This is a genomic window from Sagittula sp. P11 (genome assembly GCF_002814095.1).
Classification (GTDB): domain Bacteria; phylum Pseudomonadota; class Alphaproteobacteria; order Rhodobacterales; family Rhodobacteraceae; genus Sagittula.
In genome coordinates this window covers 3,707,081-3,724,944 of sequence record NZ_CP021913.1, presented here as the reverse complement: position 1 = coordinate 3,724,944, position 17,864 = coordinate 3,707,081, and the positions used below count along the sequence as shown (strand labels likewise).

At 64.7% G+C, this 17,864-nt stretch carries 18 protein-coding genes and 1 pseudogene; 5 read left to right on the top strand and 14 right to left on the bottom strand.

Going from position 1 to position 17,864, the window contains the following annotated elements:
- Positions 1 to 55: 55 nt before the first annotated feature.
- The 3 genes from CDO87_RS18080 to CDO87_RS18070 all read right to left on the bottom strand — a co-directional run bounded on the left by CDO87_RS18080 (position 56) and on the right by CDO87_RS18070 (position 2,177).
- Positions 56 to 394 carry a sarcosine oxidase subunit delta gene (locus CDO87_RS18080; RefSeq protein ID WP_100930074.1) on the bottom strand — a complete coding sequence of 113 codons (339 nt, stop codon included), beginning with the start codon at positions 392 to 394 and terminating at the stop codon, positions 56 to 58.
- A 147-nt stretch (positions 395 to 541) separates the two neighbouring features.
- On the bottom strand, positions 542 to 850 hold the full coding sequence (locus CDO87_RS18075; protein ID WP_100930073.1) for a hypothetical protein: 309 nt from the start codon (positions 848 to 850) through the stop codon (positions 542 to 544).
- A 79-nt stretch (positions 851 to 929) separates the two neighbouring features.
- Complete coding sequence (locus tag CDO87_RS18070) at positions 930 to 2,177, bottom strand: sarcosine oxidase subunit beta family protein (protein ID WP_100930072.1); 1,248 nt, start codon at positions 2,175 to 2,177, stop codon at positions 930 to 932.
- A gap of 168 nt (positions 2,178 to 2,345) precedes the next feature.
- Between CDO87_RS18070 and ccmI the strand changes: the two genes are divergently transcribed.
- From ccmI to CDO87_RS18055, 3 genes are read left to right on the top strand one after another with little or no spacing between them, the layout of a single operon-like run.
- The gene (gene ccmI / locus CDO87_RS18065) at positions 2,346 to 3,572 is read left to right on the top strand and encodes a c-type cytochrome biogenesis protein CcmI (protein ID WP_100930071.1); all 1,227 of its coding nucleotides are present in this window, start codon (positions 2,346 to 2,348) and stop codon (positions 3,570 to 3,572) included.
- Positions 3,569 to 4,039 (top strand): Holliday junction resolvase RuvX, encoded by a 471-nt coding sequence (gene ruvX / locus CDO87_RS18060; protein WP_100930070.1) that lies wholly within the window; start codon positions 3,569 to 3,571, stop codon positions 4,037 to 4,039. Before ccmI ends, ruvX begins: the two co-directional genes overlap by 4 nt.
- Before the next feature lie 25 nt (positions 4,040 to 4,064).
- Positions 4,065 to 4,301 carry a DUF1289 domain-containing protein gene (locus CDO87_RS18055; protein ID WP_100930069.1) on the top strand — a complete coding sequence of 79 codons (237 nt, stop codon included), beginning with the start codon at positions 4,065 to 4,067 and terminating at the stop codon, positions 4,299 to 4,301.
- A 6-nt stretch (positions 4,302 to 4,307) separates the two neighbouring features.
- On the opposite strand, the gene CDO87_RS27505 is transcribed toward CDO87_RS18055, so the two are convergent.
- Both CDO87_RS27505 and dusA read right to left on the bottom strand, forming a co-directional pair.
- Entirely contained in the window at positions 4,308 to 5,576 is a 1,269-nt protein-coding gene (locus CDO87_RS27505) for a calcium-binding protein (RefSeq protein ID WP_308213901.1), read from the bottom strand.
- Positions 5,577 to 5,823: 247 nt separating this feature from the next.
- The gene (gene dusA, locus CDO87_RS18045; protein WP_254698192.1) at positions 5,824 to 6,774 is read right to left on the bottom strand and encodes a tRNA dihydrouridine(20/20a) synthase DusA; all 951 of its coding nucleotides are present in this window, start codon (positions 6,772 to 6,774) and stop codon (positions 5,824 to 5,826) included.
- A gap of 284 nt (positions 6,775 to 7,058) precedes the next feature.
- On the opposite strand from dusA, the gene CDO87_RS18040 reads away from it, so the two are divergent.
- Entirely contained in the window at positions 7,059 to 8,087 is a 1,029-nt protein-coding gene (locus CDO87_RS18040) for a hypothetical protein (protein ID WP_157815033.1), read from the top strand.
- 4 nt (positions 8,088 to 8,091) lie between these two features.
- Here the strand turns inward: CDO87_RS18040 and CDO87_RS18035 are convergent.
- From CDO87_RS18035 to CDO87_RS17995, 9 genes and pseudogenes are all read right to left on the bottom strand, one after another.
- Positions 8,092 to 8,232, bottom strand: a pseudogene (locus CDO87_RS18035) (IS3 family transposase); the annotation flags it as partial.
- Positions 8,171 to 8,956, bottom strand: a complete 786-nt coding sequence (locus tag CDO87_RS18030; protein ID WP_100930065.1) for a hypothetical protein — start codon at positions 8,954 to 8,956, stop codon at positions 8,171 to 8,173. The pseudogene CDO87_RS18035 and the gene CDO87_RS18030, both read right to left, overlap by 62 nt.
- A 144-nt stretch (positions 8,957 to 9,100) precedes the next feature.
- The gene (locus CDO87_RS18025) at positions 9,101 to 10,570 is read right to left on the bottom strand and encodes a mannitol dehydrogenase family protein (RefSeq protein WP_100930064.1); all 1,470 of its coding nucleotides are present in this window, start codon (positions 10,568 to 10,570) and stop codon (positions 9,101 to 9,103) included.
- Positions 10,571 to 10,637: 67 nt separating this feature from the next.
- Positions 10,638 to 11,411 carry an L-iditol 2-dehydrogenase gene (locus tag CDO87_RS18020; protein WP_100930063.1) on the bottom strand — a complete coding sequence of 258 codons (774 nt, stop codon included), beginning with the start codon at positions 11,409 to 11,411 and terminating at the stop codon, positions 10,638 to 10,640.
- Entirely contained in the window at positions 11,408 to 12,412 is a 1,005-nt protein-coding gene (locus CDO87_RS18015; RefSeq protein WP_100930062.1) for an ABC transporter ATP-binding protein, read from the bottom strand. Before CDO87_RS18015 ends, CDO87_RS18020 begins: the two co-directional genes overlap by 4 nt.
- A 19-nt stretch (positions 12,413 to 12,431) precedes the next feature.
- Positions 12,432 to 13,262 carry a carbohydrate ABC transporter permease gene (locus tag CDO87_RS18010; RefSeq protein WP_100930061.1) on the bottom strand — a complete coding sequence of 277 codons (831 nt, stop codon included), beginning with the start codon at positions 13,260 to 13,262 and terminating at the stop codon, positions 12,432 to 12,434.
- A 13-nt stretch (positions 13,263 to 13,275) separates the two neighbouring features.
- Complete coding sequence (locus tag CDO87_RS18005) at positions 13,276 to 14,142, bottom strand: carbohydrate ABC transporter permease (RefSeq protein ID WP_100930060.1); 867 nt, start codon at positions 14,140 to 14,142, stop codon at positions 13,276 to 13,278.
- 121 nt (positions 14,143 to 14,263) lie between these two features.
- Positions 14,264 to 15,565 (bottom strand): sugar ABC transporter substrate-binding protein, encoded by a 1,302-nt coding sequence (locus CDO87_RS18000; protein WP_100930059.1) that lies wholly within the window; start codon positions 15,563 to 15,565, stop codon positions 14,264 to 14,266.
- 117 nt (positions 15,566 to 15,682) lie between these two features.
- Positions 15,683 to 16,714, bottom strand: coding sequence for a LacI family DNA-binding transcriptional regulator (locus CDO87_RS17995; protein ID WP_100930058.1), 1,032 nt, complete (start codon positions 16,712 to 16,714; stop codon positions 15,683 to 15,685).
- Positions 16,715 to 16,931: 217 nt separating this feature from the next.
- Here CDO87_RS17995 and CDO87_RS17990 point away from each other — a divergent pair, with 217 nt between their 5' ends.
- A complete protein-coding gene (locus CDO87_RS17990) occupies positions 16,932 to 17,864 on the top strand; it encodes a pirin family protein (protein WP_100930057.1) in 933 nt (310 codons plus the stop codon).

The following is a 17,864-nucleotide window of genomic DNA, read 5'->3' as shown; positions in this document are numbered from 1 at the left end:
GCCTCCGCGCAGAGTGAGTTGTTCGATTTGTGCAAGACAGAGTGTGGGAAACGGGTCATTCCGCAGCCTCAATGTCGCGCCATTTGAAGTTCGGGTGCTTATCCACAATTCGGTCGAGGATATCTTCGGGCGGCCGGGTGGTTTGCGCGGGGTAGGTTCCGAAGACCTCCATGGTCACGGTGCAACGCGCGGCGTGGAACCACTTGCCGCAGCCGTTGGAGTGACGCCAGCGCTCGAAATGCACACCCTTGGGGTTCTCGCGCATGAAGAGGTAGCCCTCGAAGTCGTCGTCGGAGGAGCCGGGACCGAAACGCTTCAGATGCGCCTCTCCGCCTGCGGACAGTTCTGTTTCCTCGGCGGCCACGCCGCAATAGGGACAGGTGAAGATCAGCATGTCGGGGCCTCCATCCAAGCGGAATGCGTGTGGGTCGCGTGCGCCGCAGGGGCGCCGCGCAGACTGTGGGCCGGGCACGAAAAAAGGCCGGGCTGCTCGCGCAGTCCGACCTTCTCCGGTCCGTGCCATGAACCTGAGGGAGTGGCGTCAGTTGCCTTCGGCAGCCGGTGCAGCGTCACTGTCCGCCGGAGCGGGTGCAGCGGCGTCGCCAGCCGGGGCAGCGTCGGTGTTAGCTGCCGGCGCGGATGCACCTTCGTCGCTTTCGACGGTGATGTTGACGTTTGAGCCGCCATCATCGGTCGCGGTTGTGGTGTCAGCGCTGCCGAAGATGATCCAGGCCAGGAACGCCACGACGACCACGAGAATGCCGACGATGAAGGCGATCCCGGAATTGCCGCGGGATTCGCGCGTCGTTGTGGTGGTCGTTGTGTGGTTGTTGTGTGCAGAGTCCGACATGTTCTTTGTCCTTTCGCTTTCAGCGTCGGGATTGGAACGTCGCTTCCTTCGAAAAGGTTCCAGAAGATTTTCGCGATCATCAGTGGGCCACCCCGGCGGCCACGGATTCGTCGATGAAGCGGCCTTCGCGGAAGCGGTTCATCGAGAAATCCTCGCAGAGCGCGGACTTCCCGGTGGCCATGAGTTCGGCAAAGCCCCAGCCCGAGCCCGGGATTGCCTTGAAGCCGCCGGTGCCCCAGCCACAGTTGATGAAGCAGCCCTCGACCGGGGTCTTCGACAGGATCGGAGAGCGGTCACCGGTCATGTCCACGATGCCGCCCCACTGGCGCAGCATCTTGAGGCGCGACACCATCGGGAAGGTCTCGATCAGTGCGGCAACGGTGTGTTCGATGTGGTGGAACGACCCGCGCTGTGTGAAGGCGTTGTAGCTGTCGGTGCCGCCGCCAATGACCATCTCGCCCTTGTCGGACTGAGACATGTAGCCGTGCACGGTGTTCGCCATGACGACACAGTCCATGATCGGCTTAATCGGTTCGGAGACGAGCGCCTGAAGCGGTGCGGATTCCACCGGCAGGCGGAAGCCCGCCATGCGCGCCAGCTCGCCGGAGTGTCCGGCGACGACGATGCCCAGCTTGTCGCAGGCGATGTGGCCCTTGGTGGTGTCGACGCCGGTGACCTTGCCGCCCTCACGGGTGACGCCGGTGACCTCGCAGCGCTGGATGATGTCCATGCCCATGGCCGAGCATGCACGCGCATAACCCCAGGCCACGGCATCGTGGCGCGCGGTCCCTGCCCGCTCCTGCCAGAGCGCGCCCAGCACCGGGTAGCGCGGCCCGTCGAGACGGATGATCGGCACGATCTCCTTCACCCGCTTCGGCGAGATGAACTCCGTCTGCACCCCCTGCAGCGCGTTGGCGTGGGCCGTGCGCTGGTAGCCGCGGACCTCGTGTTCGGTCTGCGCCAGCATCATCACGCCGCGGGGGCTGAACATGATGTTGTAGTTCAGATCCTGGCTCAGCGTCTCGTAGAGCGACCGCGCCTTTTCGTAGATCGCGGCGGACGGATCCTGCAGGTAGTTCGACCGGATGATGGTCGTGTTCCGGCCGGTGTTGCCGCCGCCGAGCCAGCCCTTCTCGATCACAGCCACGTTGGTGATGCCGAAATTCTTGCCAAGGTAGTAGGCCGTGGCGAGGCCATGCCCCCCCGCGCCGACGATCACGACATCGTAGCGTTTCTTGGGCTGTGCATCGCGCCACGCCTGTTCCCAGCCTTTATGACCGGTCATCAGGGCCTCACGGACGATGGCAAAGGCGGAATAGCGTTTCATGGCTCGAATCCCCGTCGTTTCGCCGTTTGATGCACCCAAATAGCGCCCGTTCGCGACATGCAACCGTCATTCCGGTGCACAGTTGCGACATGGGTTCTCACCGGGTCCTTTTGCCCTTTTGTCGAGCGGCCCGCGCGCTTAGATCATAGCGAACGAAGAGGAGGCACGATGGTATTCTGGATCCTGACAGGCGCGGTTGCGCTGGTGGTCGCGGCGGGGCTGGGCTGGTCGGTCCTGCGGGGCACGCGGGAAACGGGTCCGGCCGAGGCCTTCGACATGCAGGTCTATCGCGACCAGCTGGCGGAAATCGACAGCGACGCGGCCCGTGGCAAGATCGACGCCGAAGAAGCGGAACGCCTGAGACTGGAAATCTCGCGCCGTTTGCTGGCCGCCGACGCAAAGGCGCAGGGCGGCAGCGCGTCGGTCGTTCAACCCGTGGGGATCAGCCGGGTCACCGCAGGTATGTTGACCCTGGTGCTGCTGGTGGGCGGTTTCGGCCTTTACCTGGCGCTCGGCGTGCCCGGGTATCGCGATCAGCCACGGCACCTTCGCCTCTCCGCCGCCGCCGACGCCCTGAAGAACCGTGCCAGCCAGGCCGAGGCCGAGGCGCGCTTGCCCGCGTCGATGCCTCAGGATGCGCCGGGCGAATACCTCGACCTCGTCGAAAAGCTGCGCGCCGCTGTCGAGGCGCGGCCCGACGAGTTGCAGGGGCAGATCCTGCTGGCCCGCTCGGAAGCGGCGCTGGGGAACTACCGCGCGTCCTACGAGGCGCAGCAGAAGATCATCGAGCTGAAGGGTGACCAGGCGACTGCAGAGGATTACGCCAACCTCGCCGACATGATGGTGCTGGCCGCAAACGGCTACGTGTCCCCCGAGGCGCAGAAGGCGCTGGAGCAGGCCCTTGGCCGCGATCCGGAGAACGGTGTCGCACGCTTCTACGGCGGGCTGATGATGGCGCAGATCGGGCGGCCAGACCGCGGGTTCCGGATGTGGCGCGACCTCTTGTCCGACAGCCAGCCGGACGACCCGTGGGTGGAGCCGCTGCGCGCCCAGATCGAGGAGATGGCGATGCGCGCCGGCGAGAACCGCTTTGAGCTGCCGCCGCTGGAAACCGCGCGCGGACCGTCGCAGGCCGACGTGGACGCGGCCGCGGACATGACCGAAGAAGACCGGCAGGAGATGATCCGCGGCATGGTGAACCAGCTTTCCGAGCGGCTCGCCACCCAAGGCGGCGCACCGGAGGAATGGGCGCGGCTGATCTCTTCGCTGGCGGTGATCGGCGAGGCGGACCGCGCGGGCGCGATCTGGACGGAGGCCAAGACCGTGTTTGCCGGGAACGAGGATGCCCTTCAGACCATCAGGGAGGCCGCACAGCGCGCCGGGGTGTCGGAGTGATCCACGACAACATCGAGGACTTCGCGGCCGCCCTGCCCCCGATGCAGGCTCTCATGGGGCTGGACCTGGGGACGAAGACCATCGGGGTGGCGGTGTCCGACGGCATGCGATCCGTCGCCACGCCGCTGGAGACCGTGAAGCGCAAGAAGTTCGGTGTCGATGCGGAACGCCTGCAGACCCTGATCGCCGGGCGCCGTGTGGGCGGGCTGATCCTTGGCCTGCCGCGCAACATGGACGGGTCGGAGGGGCCGCGGTGCCAGTCCACCCGCGCCTTCGCCCGGAACTTTGCCGCGCTCTGGGACGGCCCGATCGGCTACTGGGACGAGCGGCTGTCCACCGTCGCGGCGGAAAAGGCGTTGCTTGAGGCGGATACGACACGCAAACGTCGCGCCGAGGTCATAGATCACGTCGCGGCCTCATATATCCTGCAGGGAGCGCTGGACCGGCTGAGGTTCCTTGGCGCATGACAAAGAGAGCAGTAAGGCAATCCACATGAAGGACGACGTCTGGCGACGCGACGAGATCGAAAGCCCCTGCGTGAAGCTGTGCGCCGTGCATCCGGCGGCCCGGCTGTGCGTGGGCTGCCTGCGCACGGTGGACGAGATCGCCAACTGGTCGCGCATGACCTCGGACGAGCGGCGCGAGATCATGGCCGCCCTGCCCTCGCGCAAGTCCAGAATCGCGACGCGCCGCGGCGGTCGCGCGGCGCGTCTCAAGGAACGTGGATAGGGCCGGTCAGGCCGCGACGGGCGAAACCGGAACCGGCGCCGGGTCGGCGATGGAGACCGGAACGTCCCCGTCGTAACCCTGGATCGCGACGTCCGCCGCACCGACCGAGGTCGCAGACCTTACGCTTGCCACGACCATGCCATTCACCCGCGCCTCGATCAGCGACGAGCCGTCGGTGTTGTTGACGATAGAGAGAGTGGTGTCGTCGAGGTCGTCCTCGGGGATCTGGAACAGGATCATGTCCTCGCCCGGGGTGAAGTCTGTGATCGTGCCCGGAACCGCGCTGCCGAAGAAGCTGTCCGCCCCGGCGCCGCCCGTCATCATGCCAGCCCCGGCCAGCTCGTCATCGCCGTCGCCGCCAATCAGGACGCCGTTGCCGACCAGGGTATCGTTGCCCGCGCCGCCGTCGACCGTGGCATTGTCGTCGATCCCGCCAAACACGTCGTCTCCGTCGCCTAGGTCGATGTCATAAAGGCCGGTCTGCGCGGCAGCGGTCGCGGTGCCGTCGCCAGTGACGGACACGCTGTCATTGCCGAGGCCCGCGTCGATGGTGCCGGTTCCGCCGTTTGCGACCACGGCATCGTCGCCCGCACCCGCGTCGACTGTGTTGACGCCGTCGCCAAGCTGGACCGCGTCGTTGCCGTCACCGCCCAGCACGGTGTCGTTGCCGGTGCCGTCGTAGATCGTGTCGTTGCCCGCGCCGCCATCCAGCAGGTCGGCGCCGTCCACGCCCTTCAGCAGGTCGTTGCCCAGGCCGCCGATCAGGGTGTCGTTGCCGTCGTTGCCGACCAGCTTGTCGTCGTTCGGGCCGCCGTCGATGTAGTCGTTGCCCGCACCGCCGACCAGCTTGTCCTCTCCGAGATTGCCGCTGAGGCTGTCGTTGCCCGCCTCGCCGAATGCCGTGTCGTTGCCGCCGTTCCCGGACAGGTCGTCATTGCCGTCGCCACCGTACAGGAGATCGTCGCCCGGGCCACCGACCAGCGTGTCGTTGCCTTCGCGCCCGTCGATCCGGTCGTCGCCCGAGCCGCCATTGACCACGTCGTCGCCCTCGTAGGCGATGTAGCGGTCGTCGGTGTCGCCCAGCGTTTCCGTGTCGTCGCCGGACGTGCCTGCATTCACGGTCGGGGAGATCGGGATGTTCGGGTTCTCCTGCCCGTCGGTGCCGCCGTCCGTGCCGTTGTCGGTGGGGCCTTCGGTCGGGAAGGATTCGTTGTCATCGTCGTCATCGCTGTCGAACAGTCCGCCGAGACTGGCGAGCAGCAGAAAAGGCAGCAAGGAAAGCACCCACATGGTCAAAGACCCCCCAATTTGTGCAGCATGAAAATCAGTTTGCTTACGAATTAACACTTTATCAAATTTTTCGCGTATTCCAGCGCCTTTGCGGGAAAGTGGGCAGCAATGCGGCTGACTGTCCACGAAACAGGGACAGTCAGCCCCATGGCCGGGTTTCGTTGCACGAATTAACCATTATCGGACCAGAAGTTTGCGCCGCCTGATTCTGGTTGGCGTCAGGTCCTGCGGCTTACGCAGCCCGGGCGGCGACCTCGGACAGCGCGCGCTCGACCACTTCCGGACCCGCGCCATCACGTGTCGTCTCGGTCGACAACACCTGCCGCCAGCGCCGCGCACCGGGGCAGCCGGCAAATAGGCCGAGCATGTGGCGCGTCACCTGGTGCAGGCGTCCGCCCTCTGTCAGGTGACGCTCGATATAGGGCAACATGTCGCGAACCACGTCCTCGCGCCCGCGCGGGCCCTGCGGTTCGCCCCAGATCAGAGCGTCCGCCTCCCCGAGGATGTCCCACGGCTGGTGATAGGCCGCCCGCCCCACCATCACGCCGTCCAGCCCGGCATCGAGGAAACCGCGCGCCTGTTCCAGCGAGCCGATGCCCCCGTTCACCGAAAGGTGCAGGTGCGGAAAGAGGCCGCGCATCTGCATTACGAGGTCGTAGTCGAGCGGCGGAATATCCCGGTTCTCCTTAGGCGACAGTCCCTGAAGCCAGGCCTTGCGCGCGTGGATCGAGATCCGCGAACAGCCCGCCGCGCCGAGACGGGCGAGGAACTCCGGCAGCACTTCGTTCGGGTCCTGATCGTCCACGCCGATCCGGCACTTCACCGTCACCTCGACGTCCACGGCATCCTGCATCGCCTCGACACAGCGGATCACCGTGTCCGGGTCCTTCATCAGGACCGCGCCGAAGGTGCCCGACTGCACCCGGTCAGAGGGACAGCCGCAGTTGAGGTTGATCTCGTCATACCCGGCATCCGCCCCAAGCCGCGCCGCCTCCGCCAGCTCTACCGGGTCGGAACCGCCCAGTTGCAGGGCCACGGGATGCTCCTCAGGACTGTGGTCGAGCAGGTGCAAAGCCCCCCCCCGCACAAGCGCAGGCGCCGTCACCATTTCTGTGTATAGCAGCGCATGCCGCGACATGAGCCGGTGGAACACACGGCAATGGCGGTCGGTCCAGTCCATCATGGGTGCCACGGAAAGCCGCGCTGCCGCTTTAGCGTTGTTTTCACTGCACTTTTCCAACTTACGCTCCCATCTCAGACGTAGCACGACACCCCTAATTTGCCGGGATTTCCGGCGGTTTGCCGGGGTTTGCGGACTTGCTGTGCTACGGCGTAGCACAGGTTGCCATGCCCAGGCCCGGGCGCCGCCCGGAGCCCTCTCGATCGCTGTCCAAACCGACTTCTTTTCGGATCAGTCGAAACAGACCGACCTCCACTTCGAAGCAATCAAGAAATCAAGAGGCCGACATGACCTACTCACTCTCGCCCCAAAATGGAACCCACGACCTTCTGGCCCGCATAACCCGAGATCAGGCGGCAAAGCAGTCAGCATTCGCTCACGCAGCGCCAGCGTCTCCAAAAATCGCGACAGCCGTCCCTTCGACGAAGAAACGGAACAGGAAGCAGGCACCACAGTCGGTAGCCAAAATGGCGAAGCCGAAAAAGCCGGAACCGAACACAACGACAATCACGAACTCTGACGGAACAACTTCATACCGCGTGCAGCTCCGGGGGCGTGTTCATGGCAAGATGCACAGCTTGTGCCGAACCTTCAGTTCTCTGACCACAGCCCGCGCATGGCGGAAAAGGATGGTTGCTGAGATCGAACTGAACGGTTTTCCTGTGTCTACGGCCAAAACCTTGGCTCCGATGGTCGCCGACATCCTGAAGGCCCGTCTCGAGAAGGATCAGAAGATCGAACGAAGCACACGCCAATACCTTCAATATCTTTCCGAGCACCCGACCTGGCAAATGACCAAATGTTCGGACCTGACAGTCGACTCGATCATGACTTTCGCGGAAACGTTGGTCAGCGAGGGACGCGCTCCTCAAACCGCTGCCGGCTACATGGCAATTTTCTCCACAACGCTGCAGCGTGCCCGGCGACGCGGATCGCCGATTCCGCCGCAAGTTGTAGACGACGCAATGGCACTGCTCTGGGAAACCGATACGATTGCCCGTTCCCAGCAACGAGATCGACGACCCACTCTCGAGGAACTTGACAGGGTCCTTACCGCTGTGACTTCGAACAAGCGACAGAAACTGCCCGTCGCGACGATCGTCGTGTTCGCAATCTATTCGACCCGGCGCATCGACGAAATCTGCCACTTGCAATGGGACGACCTAAATGAAGCCGAAAACACGATCCTCGTGCGGGACATGAAGCATCCACGAAAGAAGAGAGGCAACAACGTGACGGTCGACCTAACACCGGAAGTGACCTGCCACGGGATTTTTCCTCCACCGTCGATTAGAGTCCGGCTGACCTGCCACTGAACTTTCATCCAGCCACGACCGGAGCCCGGTTAGTGTTTACGCCGGTTGGCGCAGGTTGAGCAATCGCCCGGCGCGCGGAGCTTTCATCTCGCGCAGCGGGGCGGGCGATTGCGGTGGTCAGGGTCCGCGCGTAGGCAGCCGGGGTCCAGCGCGCCGCAACGGGTGCCCATCGTCAGCCCGTCGAGCACCGAAAAGCCCATGCTGGTGGCCTTTGACCGCCCGTTCTCGACCGCCGTGACGGAACAGCCATTGCCCAGGTGCGCTATGGCGAGGCGCGCGGTGTCCAGGGGGAAGCCTTCTGCCCGGAGCGCCGTGCAGATGGACTGGCACGCCAGCCCGTGAAATCCGTAGCGGCGGATGCCCTCGTCATAGTAGCGACGCGGCAGGGCGTAGGCGTCGTGTTCGAAGGGCTTTCCCGCATGGAAGGCCGTGTCGAAGCAGGCGACGTGGCGGGCGTCGGGGAACAGATCCTGCGCCGCCCGGATCGCACCGATCCCGTGTGGCTGGTGGAGCGGCGCGAGGGGGACGATGTCTTCCAGCGCCGCCAGCACCTCCGGCGTGACCGGCTCCGGCGCGGTGAACCTGTGCCCGCCGTGAACGATCCGGTGACCGACGCCGGCGATCCGCAGGTCCGGGCGATCCGTCTGCAGGATGGCCAGAAGGCGCTGGAGGGCATCGGCATGGGTGGCGCCGGGGACGGACTGCTCCTGCCTGCTGTCGTCGTGGCTGTGGAGCGTAATCATCGCTCTATCGGTGCCGAGACGCTCTGCCGCGCCCCACAGCAGCGGCGCCCCGGGCGCAAAGGCCCGGGCCACCGAGAACTTCACCGAAGAAGAGCCGGTGTTAAGGGCAAGGACGGCGTCGGTCATGGTCTCCCCCAGTCTACGCCCGGCCTGACGGCGGCACCGATTGTCATCGGCGCCGCACAGGGGCGCGTCGCGTCAGGAGGGTATTGCGCAAAGCGCGCGCCATGCCAACCGCCGGAGGACATCGGCGGCGCGCCACGGACCGGCCTAGGCCAGGTAGGTCTTCAACGTGGCCACCACCCCGCCCGACCAGAGCATGCGCAGCCACTTGTCGAAGGCCGCAGTGAACCGTGGATCGTCCGCGAGCGCGCCGTAGAAATGGCGCTGCGCGAGCCAGGCGGAGGGGTCATCCTTCGCGGCCGTTGCCGCCGCCTTGAGGTCGTCCCAGACGGGATCGTTCGCGATGATCTCCGACCCGTCCTCCCGCGTGCCTGCGCACATCCGTGCCCAAAGCGCCTGCGACAGGGCCAGCCCGTCCAGCGGCGTGTCCTTGGCCACGGCGTCGCGGATCTGCGGCAACACCGCCCCGGTGTGGCGGGAGGAGCCGTCGAAGGCCACGCGCCGCACGGTGTCGGCGATCTTCGGGTTGGAGAAGCGTTCGTCGATCTGGTCGACATAGGCCTCGGGCGTCATACCCGGGACGGCGTGGATATGCGGCGCCATCTCCTCCAGCGCGATCTTGCGGAAGAGTCCCTTGATCTGTGGATGCTCCATCGTTTCGTGGATGGTCTCGATCCCGAGGATCTCCGCAGGCGCGGCGATGACCTGATGGCCGCCGTTCAGGATGCGCAGCTTCATCGCCTCGTAGTCGTGGACGAGGTCGGTGATCGTGGCGCCGACGTTCTCCCATGCCGGACGACCGGCACAGAACTTGTCCTCGATCACCCACTGGCGGAAGTTCTCATGTGTGACCGGCACGGCGTCGTCGACGCCGAAATCCTGCACCAGCGCCTGCTCCTTCGGCCCGGTGGCGGGCACGATGCAGTCGACCATGGAGTTCGGGAAGGCGGAGTTCGCCTCGATCCAGTCGGCCAGACCGGGTTCCATCAGGCGGGCAAGCGAGACAATGACCATGTGCATGATCTCGCCGTTGCCGGGAAGGTTGTCGCAGCTCTGGCAGGTGAAGGCCGGGACGCCCGCATCGCGCCGCAGCCGCAGCGCCGCCACCATGGCGCCGAAGGCAGTCCGGGGCGCGTCGGGGTGGGCGACGTCGTGCTGGATGTCCGGATGGGACGGATCGAACTTCTTGGTCGCCGGATCGAGGTAATAGCCTCCTTCGGTGACAGTCAGCGCGACGATGCGGATCGCCGGATCGGCCATCTGCGCGATCAGCGCGCCGTTGCCCTCTTCGATGGGCACATAGCCGATCATCGAGCCCACCACCTCGGCGGAGGTGCCTTTCGGGTCGAGTTCGATCAGCGTGGTCAGGTAGTCCTGCGCGGCCATCTTCCGGCGCTGCGCCTCGTCGTAGGGACGGACGCCGGCACCGATGATGCCCCAATCAAGCGCCTCGCCCTGCTGCATCAGACGATGGAGATACCAAGCCTGATGCGCGCGGTGGAAATTGCCCAGTCCGATATGCACGATGCCGGGCGTCACCGCGCTCCGGTCGTAGGTGGGGCGCGCGATGGCCACAGGCAAATCGGACAGGTTGGCGTCACAAAGTCTGGTCGCCATGGGAACCTCTCAGGGATGGGCGGGAGGCCGCGCCTCCCGACAGGTCAATAAAGGGGCCGCTCTGCGGTCAGCTCATCCACTGGCCGCCGTCGACGTTGTAGGTCTGGGCGACCACGTAATCGGAGTCGCTCGACGCGAGGAAAACGGCCATGGGGGACAGGTCGCCGGGGACGGCATAGCGGCCCGCGGGCACGCTCGCCTCGACCTCGCGGCGCTTCTGGCCGAGCGGCTTGCCCTCCAGCCTGGCGAACATGGAATCGACGTGGACCCAGTGTTCGCCGTCCACCACGCCCGGCGCGATGGCGTTCACGTTGATGCCGTGCTTGATCAGGTTCAGTCCGGCGGATTGCGTCATCGAGATCACCGCCGCCTTGGTGGAGCAGTAGACCAGCACGAGGCTTTCGCCCCGCCGCCCGGCTTGCGATGCCATGTTGATGATCTTGCCGCCCTGCCCCTGCGCAATCATCTGCTTGGCCGCCGCCTGCATGGTGAAGAGCGTGCCCGCCACGTTGATCGCATAAAGCCGGTCATAGCTGTCGCGGGTGATGTCCACCGTCTCGGCCGCGTCGAAGACCGCGGCGTTGTTGACGAGGATGTCGAGCTTGCCCGCGCGCTCGACCACACCGGCGATGGCGGCGTCGATGCTGTCCTGCCGGGTGACATCGAGGTGGATGGCATAGGCCCCCTTCCCCAGTTCCGCCGCCGTGGCCTCGGCCGCCGCCATGTCGATGTCACCGATGGCCACGGTGGCGCCCTCACGCAGGTAGGCTTCGGCAAACCCCTTGCCGATGCCACGCGCCGCGCCGGTGATCAGCGCGGATTTTCCGTCCAGTCTTTTCATGCGATGCGCAGGCCCTTGGCGTCGAAGCGGTGGATCTTGTCGGGTTCAGGGGTCATCCAGACGGTATCGCCGTGACGCAGGCCGAACTCGCCACCCACGCGCAGGGTGATCGTCTCGGCCAAGCCGCTGTCGTGGATATGCAGGAAGGTGTCGGAGCCAAGGTGCTCGGACACGCCGACAACGCCTTTCCACGTCCCGGATTCGGTCGAGGCCTGAAGGTGCTCGGGCCGGACGCCGATGGTGTGGGCGTCGTACTTGGCGGCCTCCGGACCGTCGATGAGGTTCATCTTCGGCGAGCCGATGAACCCGGCGACGAAGAGGTTGCGCGGCTCGCGGTATAGCTCGAGCGGAGAGCCCACCTGCTCGATATGGCCCGCGCGCAGCACCACGATCTTGTCGGCCATGGTCATGGCTTCGACCTGGTCGTGGGTCACGTAGATCATAGTGGTGGCCAGCTTCTTGTGAAGCTCGCTGATCTCCATCCGCATCCCCACGCGCAGCGCCGCGTCGAGGTTCGACAGCGGTTCGTCAAAGAGGAAGGCGGCGGGCTCGCGCACGATCGCACGGCCGATGGCCACGCGCTGACGCTGCCCGCCCGACAGTTGCCCCGGACGCCGTTCCAGATAGTCCGTCAGGTTCAGGGCCTTTGCGGCGGCGTCGATGCGCCGCTTCTGTTCGTCTTCCGGCACGCCCGCCATCTTCATCGGGAAGGCGATGTTCTTGCGCACCGTCATGTGCGGGTAGAGCGCGTAGGACTGGAACACCATCGCCAGCCGCCGCTTGGCGGGCGGCAGCGATGTGGCGTCCTGCCCGTCGATCTGGATGTGGCCGCCAGTGACGTCCTCCAGCCCGGCGATCAGCCGCAGAAGGGTGGATTTGCCGCAGCCCGAGGGGCCGACGAAGACGACGAACTCACCATCTTCGATGTCCAGGTCGAGCGGCGGGATGACGGTCACATCCCCGAAGGATTTCTTGACCGATTTCAGTTGGATACGTCCCATGTTTCTTCTCCCCCCTCGCTTATTTCACCGCGCCGAACGTCAGGCCGCGGACAAGTTGTTTCTGGCTGAACCAGCCCATGATCAGGATCGGGGCGATGGCCATGACGGACGCCGCCGAGAGTTTCGCGTAGAACAGCCCTTCGGGGCTGGAGTAGCTGGCGATGAAGGCCGTCAGCGGGGCCGCCTTCGCCGCAGTCAGGTTCAGGGTCCAGAACGCCTCGTTCCAGGCGAGGATGAAGTTCAGGAGCAGCGTCGACGCGATCCCCGGCACCGCCATCGGCGTCAGAACGTAAAGGATCTCTTCCCTCAGGCTGGCACCGTCCATCCGCGCGGCTTCCAGGATCTCGCCCGGGATTTCGCGGAAGTAGGTGTAGAGCATCCAGACGATGATCGGCAGGTTGATGAGCATCATCACGATGACCAGGCCGATGCGGGTGTCCAGAAGACCCATTTTGATGAACAGCAGGTAGATCGGGTAGAGCACGCCGACCGCCGGCAACATCTTGGTGGAGAGCATCCAGAGCAGGATGTCCTTGGTCCGCCGCGAGGGCACGAAGGCCATCGACCATGCGGCGGGCACCGCGATGATGATCCCGAGGATGGTCGAGCCGCCCGCGATGATCACCGAGTTCCACAGGAACCGCATGTAGTTGGAGCGTTCCTGAACCACCCCGTAGTTCTCCAGCGTCCAGTCGAAGAACAGGAAGACCGGCGGATCGGAGATGGCCTGCGCCTCTGTCTTGAAGCTGGTCAGGATGGTCCAGAGGATCGGGAAGAAGATCAGCAGGCCGATCCCCCAGGCGATTGCGGTGTTCAGCGCCTTGCGCTGGCTTGTGACTGCGCGAGCCATGATACGTCCTCCCTCACGCGTCCAGGTTCTTGCCGACGATGCGCATCAGGAAGATGGCGACGATGTTGGCAAGGATGATGGCATAGACACCCCCGGCAGAGCCGAGACCGACGTTCTGGCTTTCCAGCACGCGCTGGAAGATCAGGTAGGTCAGCGTCCGGGTACCGAACGACCCTTGGGTGGTGACGAAGATTTCCGCGAAGATCGACAGCAGGAAGATCGTCTGGATCAGGATCACGATGGTGATCGCCCGGCCAAGGTGCGGCAGGATGATGTAGGTGAAGCGGGAGTGCGCGGGCGCGCCGTCCATCTCTGCCGCCTCGAGCTGCTCACTGTCGAGCGACTGGATCGCGGTCAGAAGGATGAGCGTCGCGAAGGGCAGCCACTGCCAGGACACGATCATGATGATCGAGGTCATCGAGGCGTTGGAGAGCCATTCGACCGGCGTCGCTCCGAAGAATTTCCAGAGGTGGGCAAACAGGCCGTTCACCGGGTCCATGAACATGTTCTTCCAGACCAGCGCCGACACGGTCGGCATGACGAAGAACGGCGCGATGACAAGCAGTCGGACAATCCCCTGCCCCCACATCGGCTGGTCGAGGAGCAGCGCCAGGAAGACCCCCAGCACCACGGTGATGACCAGCACGCCGCCGACGATGATCAGAGTGGTGAGGACCGAGGGCCAGAAGGCGCTGGACGTCACGAAACGCACGTAGTTCTCGAAACCGGCCCAGCCAAGATCGCCACCGCGCAGCGGCAGGTACGTCTTGAACGAGAAATACAGCGTCATCAGCAGGGGTACGAGCATCCAGCCCAGAAGCAGCACGACGGCGGGTGCCATCATCAGCCGCGCGGCGGATCGCGAATGTTGCGTTGCCATGTGACGTCCTCCCTCACCGGCGGCACGGCAGCCGCGCGGAACGTTCATGAATGGAATATGTGTTGTACCAATTGGCCCGGGGACAACCTGCAGCGGTCGCCCCCGGACCGGGGAGGAGGCCTTAGTAGCCTGCGGCTTCCATTTCCTCGGCAGTGATCGACTGCGCCTTTTCCAGCGCTTCTTCTGCCGACTGCTGGCCTGCCAGCGCTGCCGAGAATTCCTGTCCAACCTGGGTTGCGATACCGGCGAACTCGGGGATCGCGACAAACTGTACGCCCTGGTACGGAACCGGGTCCACGGTCGGCTCAAGCGGGTCGGCGGAGTTGATGCTCTCGAGGGTCATCTTGGCGAACGGCACCTTCTGGTACTCCGGGTTCTCGTAGAGCGAGGTACGCGCGCCCGGGGGAACGTTGGCCCAGCCTTCGTTTTCGGCCACGAGCTCGATGTAATCCTTCGAGGTCGCCCACTCGATGAACTCCTTGGCTGCGGCTTCCTTGGCGGTGCCTGCCGGGATGCCCAGTGCCCATGCCCAGAGCCAGTTGCCCCGCTTGCCGTTGCCGGCGTCCGGTGCCAGCGCGAAGCCGACCTTGTCCGCCACGGTGGAGTCGTTGGGGTTGGTCACGAAGGAGGCCGCCACGGTGGCGTCGATCCACATGCCGCACTTGCCCTGCTGGAACAGCGCGAGGTTCTCGTTGAAGCCGTTGGTGGACGCGCCCGGAGGACCGTAGTTGTTCATCAGGTCGAGGTAGAAGTTCAGGGTCTGGGACCATGCCTCGCTGTCGAACTGCGGGGTCCAGTCCTCGTCGAACCAGCGCGCGCCGAAGGAGTTGGACATGGCGGTCAGGAAGGCCATGTTCTCGCCCCAGCCGGCCTTGCCGCGCAGGCAGACGCCGTAGATCTCGGCGTCCTTGTCGGTCATCGCCTCGGCCGCTTCCTTCACGAAGTCCCAGGTCGGGGCGTCGGGCATTTCCAGCCCGGCCTCTTCCATCAGGTCGGTGCGGTACATGATCATCGACGATTCACCGTAGAACGGTGCCGCGTAGAGCGTGCCGTCGTAGGACAGGCCGTCGCGCATGGCGGGAAGGATGTCGTCGGCGTCATAGCTGTCGCTGAGGTCGTCCAGCGCCACGAGCCAGCCGTTCTTGGCCCAGATCGGCGTCTCGTACATGCCGATGGTCATGATGTCGAACTGGCCGCCCTTGGTGGCGATGTCCTGGGTCACGCGCTGACGCAGCACGTTTTCCTCGAGGGTGACCCACTCCACTTCATGACCGGTCTTTTCGGTGAAATCGCTCGTCAGACCCTGCATCCGGATCATGTCGCCGTTGTTGACGGTCGCGATGGTCAGCGTCTCGGCCGTGGCCGCGGTGGCGGCAACAGAAACGAGCGCGCTCACTGCGAACAGTGCGCTCTTCAGTTTCATCCAATTTCCTCCCTTGGTCTCTTGGATCGAACTGGCAACAGCTAAGACCAAGTGTCGCACTCCGTCAATCCATTTCTTTACTCCCGTAAATTTCTTTCTTGCCGCAACGCAGAAACTTTACGCAGAGTTTCGCATGACAAGTTTGCCCTCGAACAGGATTTCCCGGCGGATTTCAGTGCGTTCGCCGCCGTCTATCAGCTTGAACAGCAGGTCGACGCTGCGTTCTGCGATTGCGGTGTAGTCCTGACTGACGGTGGTGAGCGACGGGCAGGTGTAGCGCGAAAACGGGTGATCGTCGTGTCCGGCAATGCGCAACGAGGTGCCGAATCCACGCCCCACGCGCAGGCCCTTCTCGTAGGCGGCCGCCAGCAGCCCGATGGCGAGACGGTCGTTCGAACACAGGATGGTGTCCGAGGGCAGAGCGCGCTCTTCGATCAGCTTCAGCCCGCCTTCGTAGCCGATCCGCTCGAACTCCCAGTCCTCGCCCTCGACCTGCAGAAGGTGCACGGGATGCCCCTCGCGCTCCATCGCTTCGGAGTAGGCCTTGCGCCTCCGGTAGGCGTTCGGGTTGGTCGGGGTGCGCATCTCGAAGAATGCCGGCGAACTCCCGGTACGGCACAGGTAGTCGCAGATCAATGTGGTGGCCTGCAGATTGTCGTGACCCACAAAAGCATCACCCAAACCACTGATATTGCTGTCGAACAGGACGGATGGCACATCCCTGCAAAAGGCCTCCACCGCGTCGCGGTCCGATGCCCGGCCAAGCGGCGCCATCAGCACCCCGGCGGGCTTGATCGACCGGAGGCTGTCGAGATTCTCGATCTCCTGGCTGGTGCTGCCGTGCGACGACAGCAGGATCGGACGGAAGCCCGCCTCGATCACCATGGTCTCGATATTGCGTGCGATCTCCGCAAAGAAAGGGTCGGCGAGATAGGGCACCACAATGCCCACGTTCTTCGTCAGCTTCCGGTTCTGGTTGATCGCGAAGATATTGGGCCGGTAGTCGAATTCCTCGAGCGCATCCTCGATCCTCTGGCGGGTCGACTTGCGCACGCTCGACGGGTCGTGGAAGTACTTCGACAACGTGGGACGGGAGATGCCGCAGACCGTGGCGAATTGCTCCATGTTCCGAATTCTCTGGTCCGACATTGCTGATCCCCTCGTCCCGTCGCAACCGCACCCCGTCACCCGGACCCGCCGCGAATTCGCACATATTTCTTTACGCGCGATATGTTTTCAAAAGATTGTATTGTTCGCGTCGAGCGGGGGTCAAGTGTTTGTTCCCGCGCAGCATCCGTGAGTCGCCTCGCGCCCTCGGCGCGCTTATCATCTTCCCACGGTCGACAGTCCCACAGGAGCCACCGACATGAGCTGGAATCCGAATCTGACCCCGGGCCATCCCGACGACGCGGGCCCCGACGCAATCGAAACGGTCATCGTGCCCCGGGCACGCGACCTCGGCGATTTCGAGGTGCGGCGCGCCCTGCCCGCCCCACAGCGCCAGATGGTCGGCCCGTTCATCTTCTTCGACCAGGCCGGCCCGGCGGAGTTTCTGACCGGGCAAGGCGTCGACGTCCGGCCCCACCCCCACATCGGACTCGGCACCGTCACCTACCTTTACCGCGGCGACTTCCATCACCGCGATTCCACCGGCGCCGACCAGGTCATCCGCCCGGGCGAGCTGAACTGGATGATCGCAGGCAAGGGCGTCACGCATTCCGAACGGACCTCCGCCGAGGGCCGATCCGGTCCCAACAGCCTGTTCGGCATCCAGACGTGGATCGCCCTGCCCGAGGATCGCGAAGACAGCGACCCGGTGTTCGAGCACCACGGCAAGGCCAGCCTGCCGGAGTTCAACGACGGCGGTGTCTCGGCCCGGCTGATCCTTGGCAGGGCCTACGGCGCCACGGCGCCCGCCACGCTCTATTCCGACACCTTCTATCTGGACGTGACGCTGGAGGCCGGCGCCCGCTTTCCCCTGCCCGACGATCACGAGGACCGGGGCATCTATGTCTCGACCGGATCGGTCCGCGTGGCAGGCCAGGTTTTCGAGGCTGGCCGCATGATGGTCTTCCGCCCGGGCGACGCGATCACTGTCGAGGCCGGTCCCGAAGGGGCGCGCCTGATGGCCCTGGGCGGAGAAACCCTAAACGGCCCGCGCTACATCTGGTGGAACTTCGTGGCCTCCTCCCGCGACAGGATCGAGGCCGCCAAGGAAGAGTGGCGCGCGGCGCATTGGGGCAAGGGCATGTTCGACCTGCCGCCCGCCGACAGGGATGAACACATCCCCCTGCCCTGA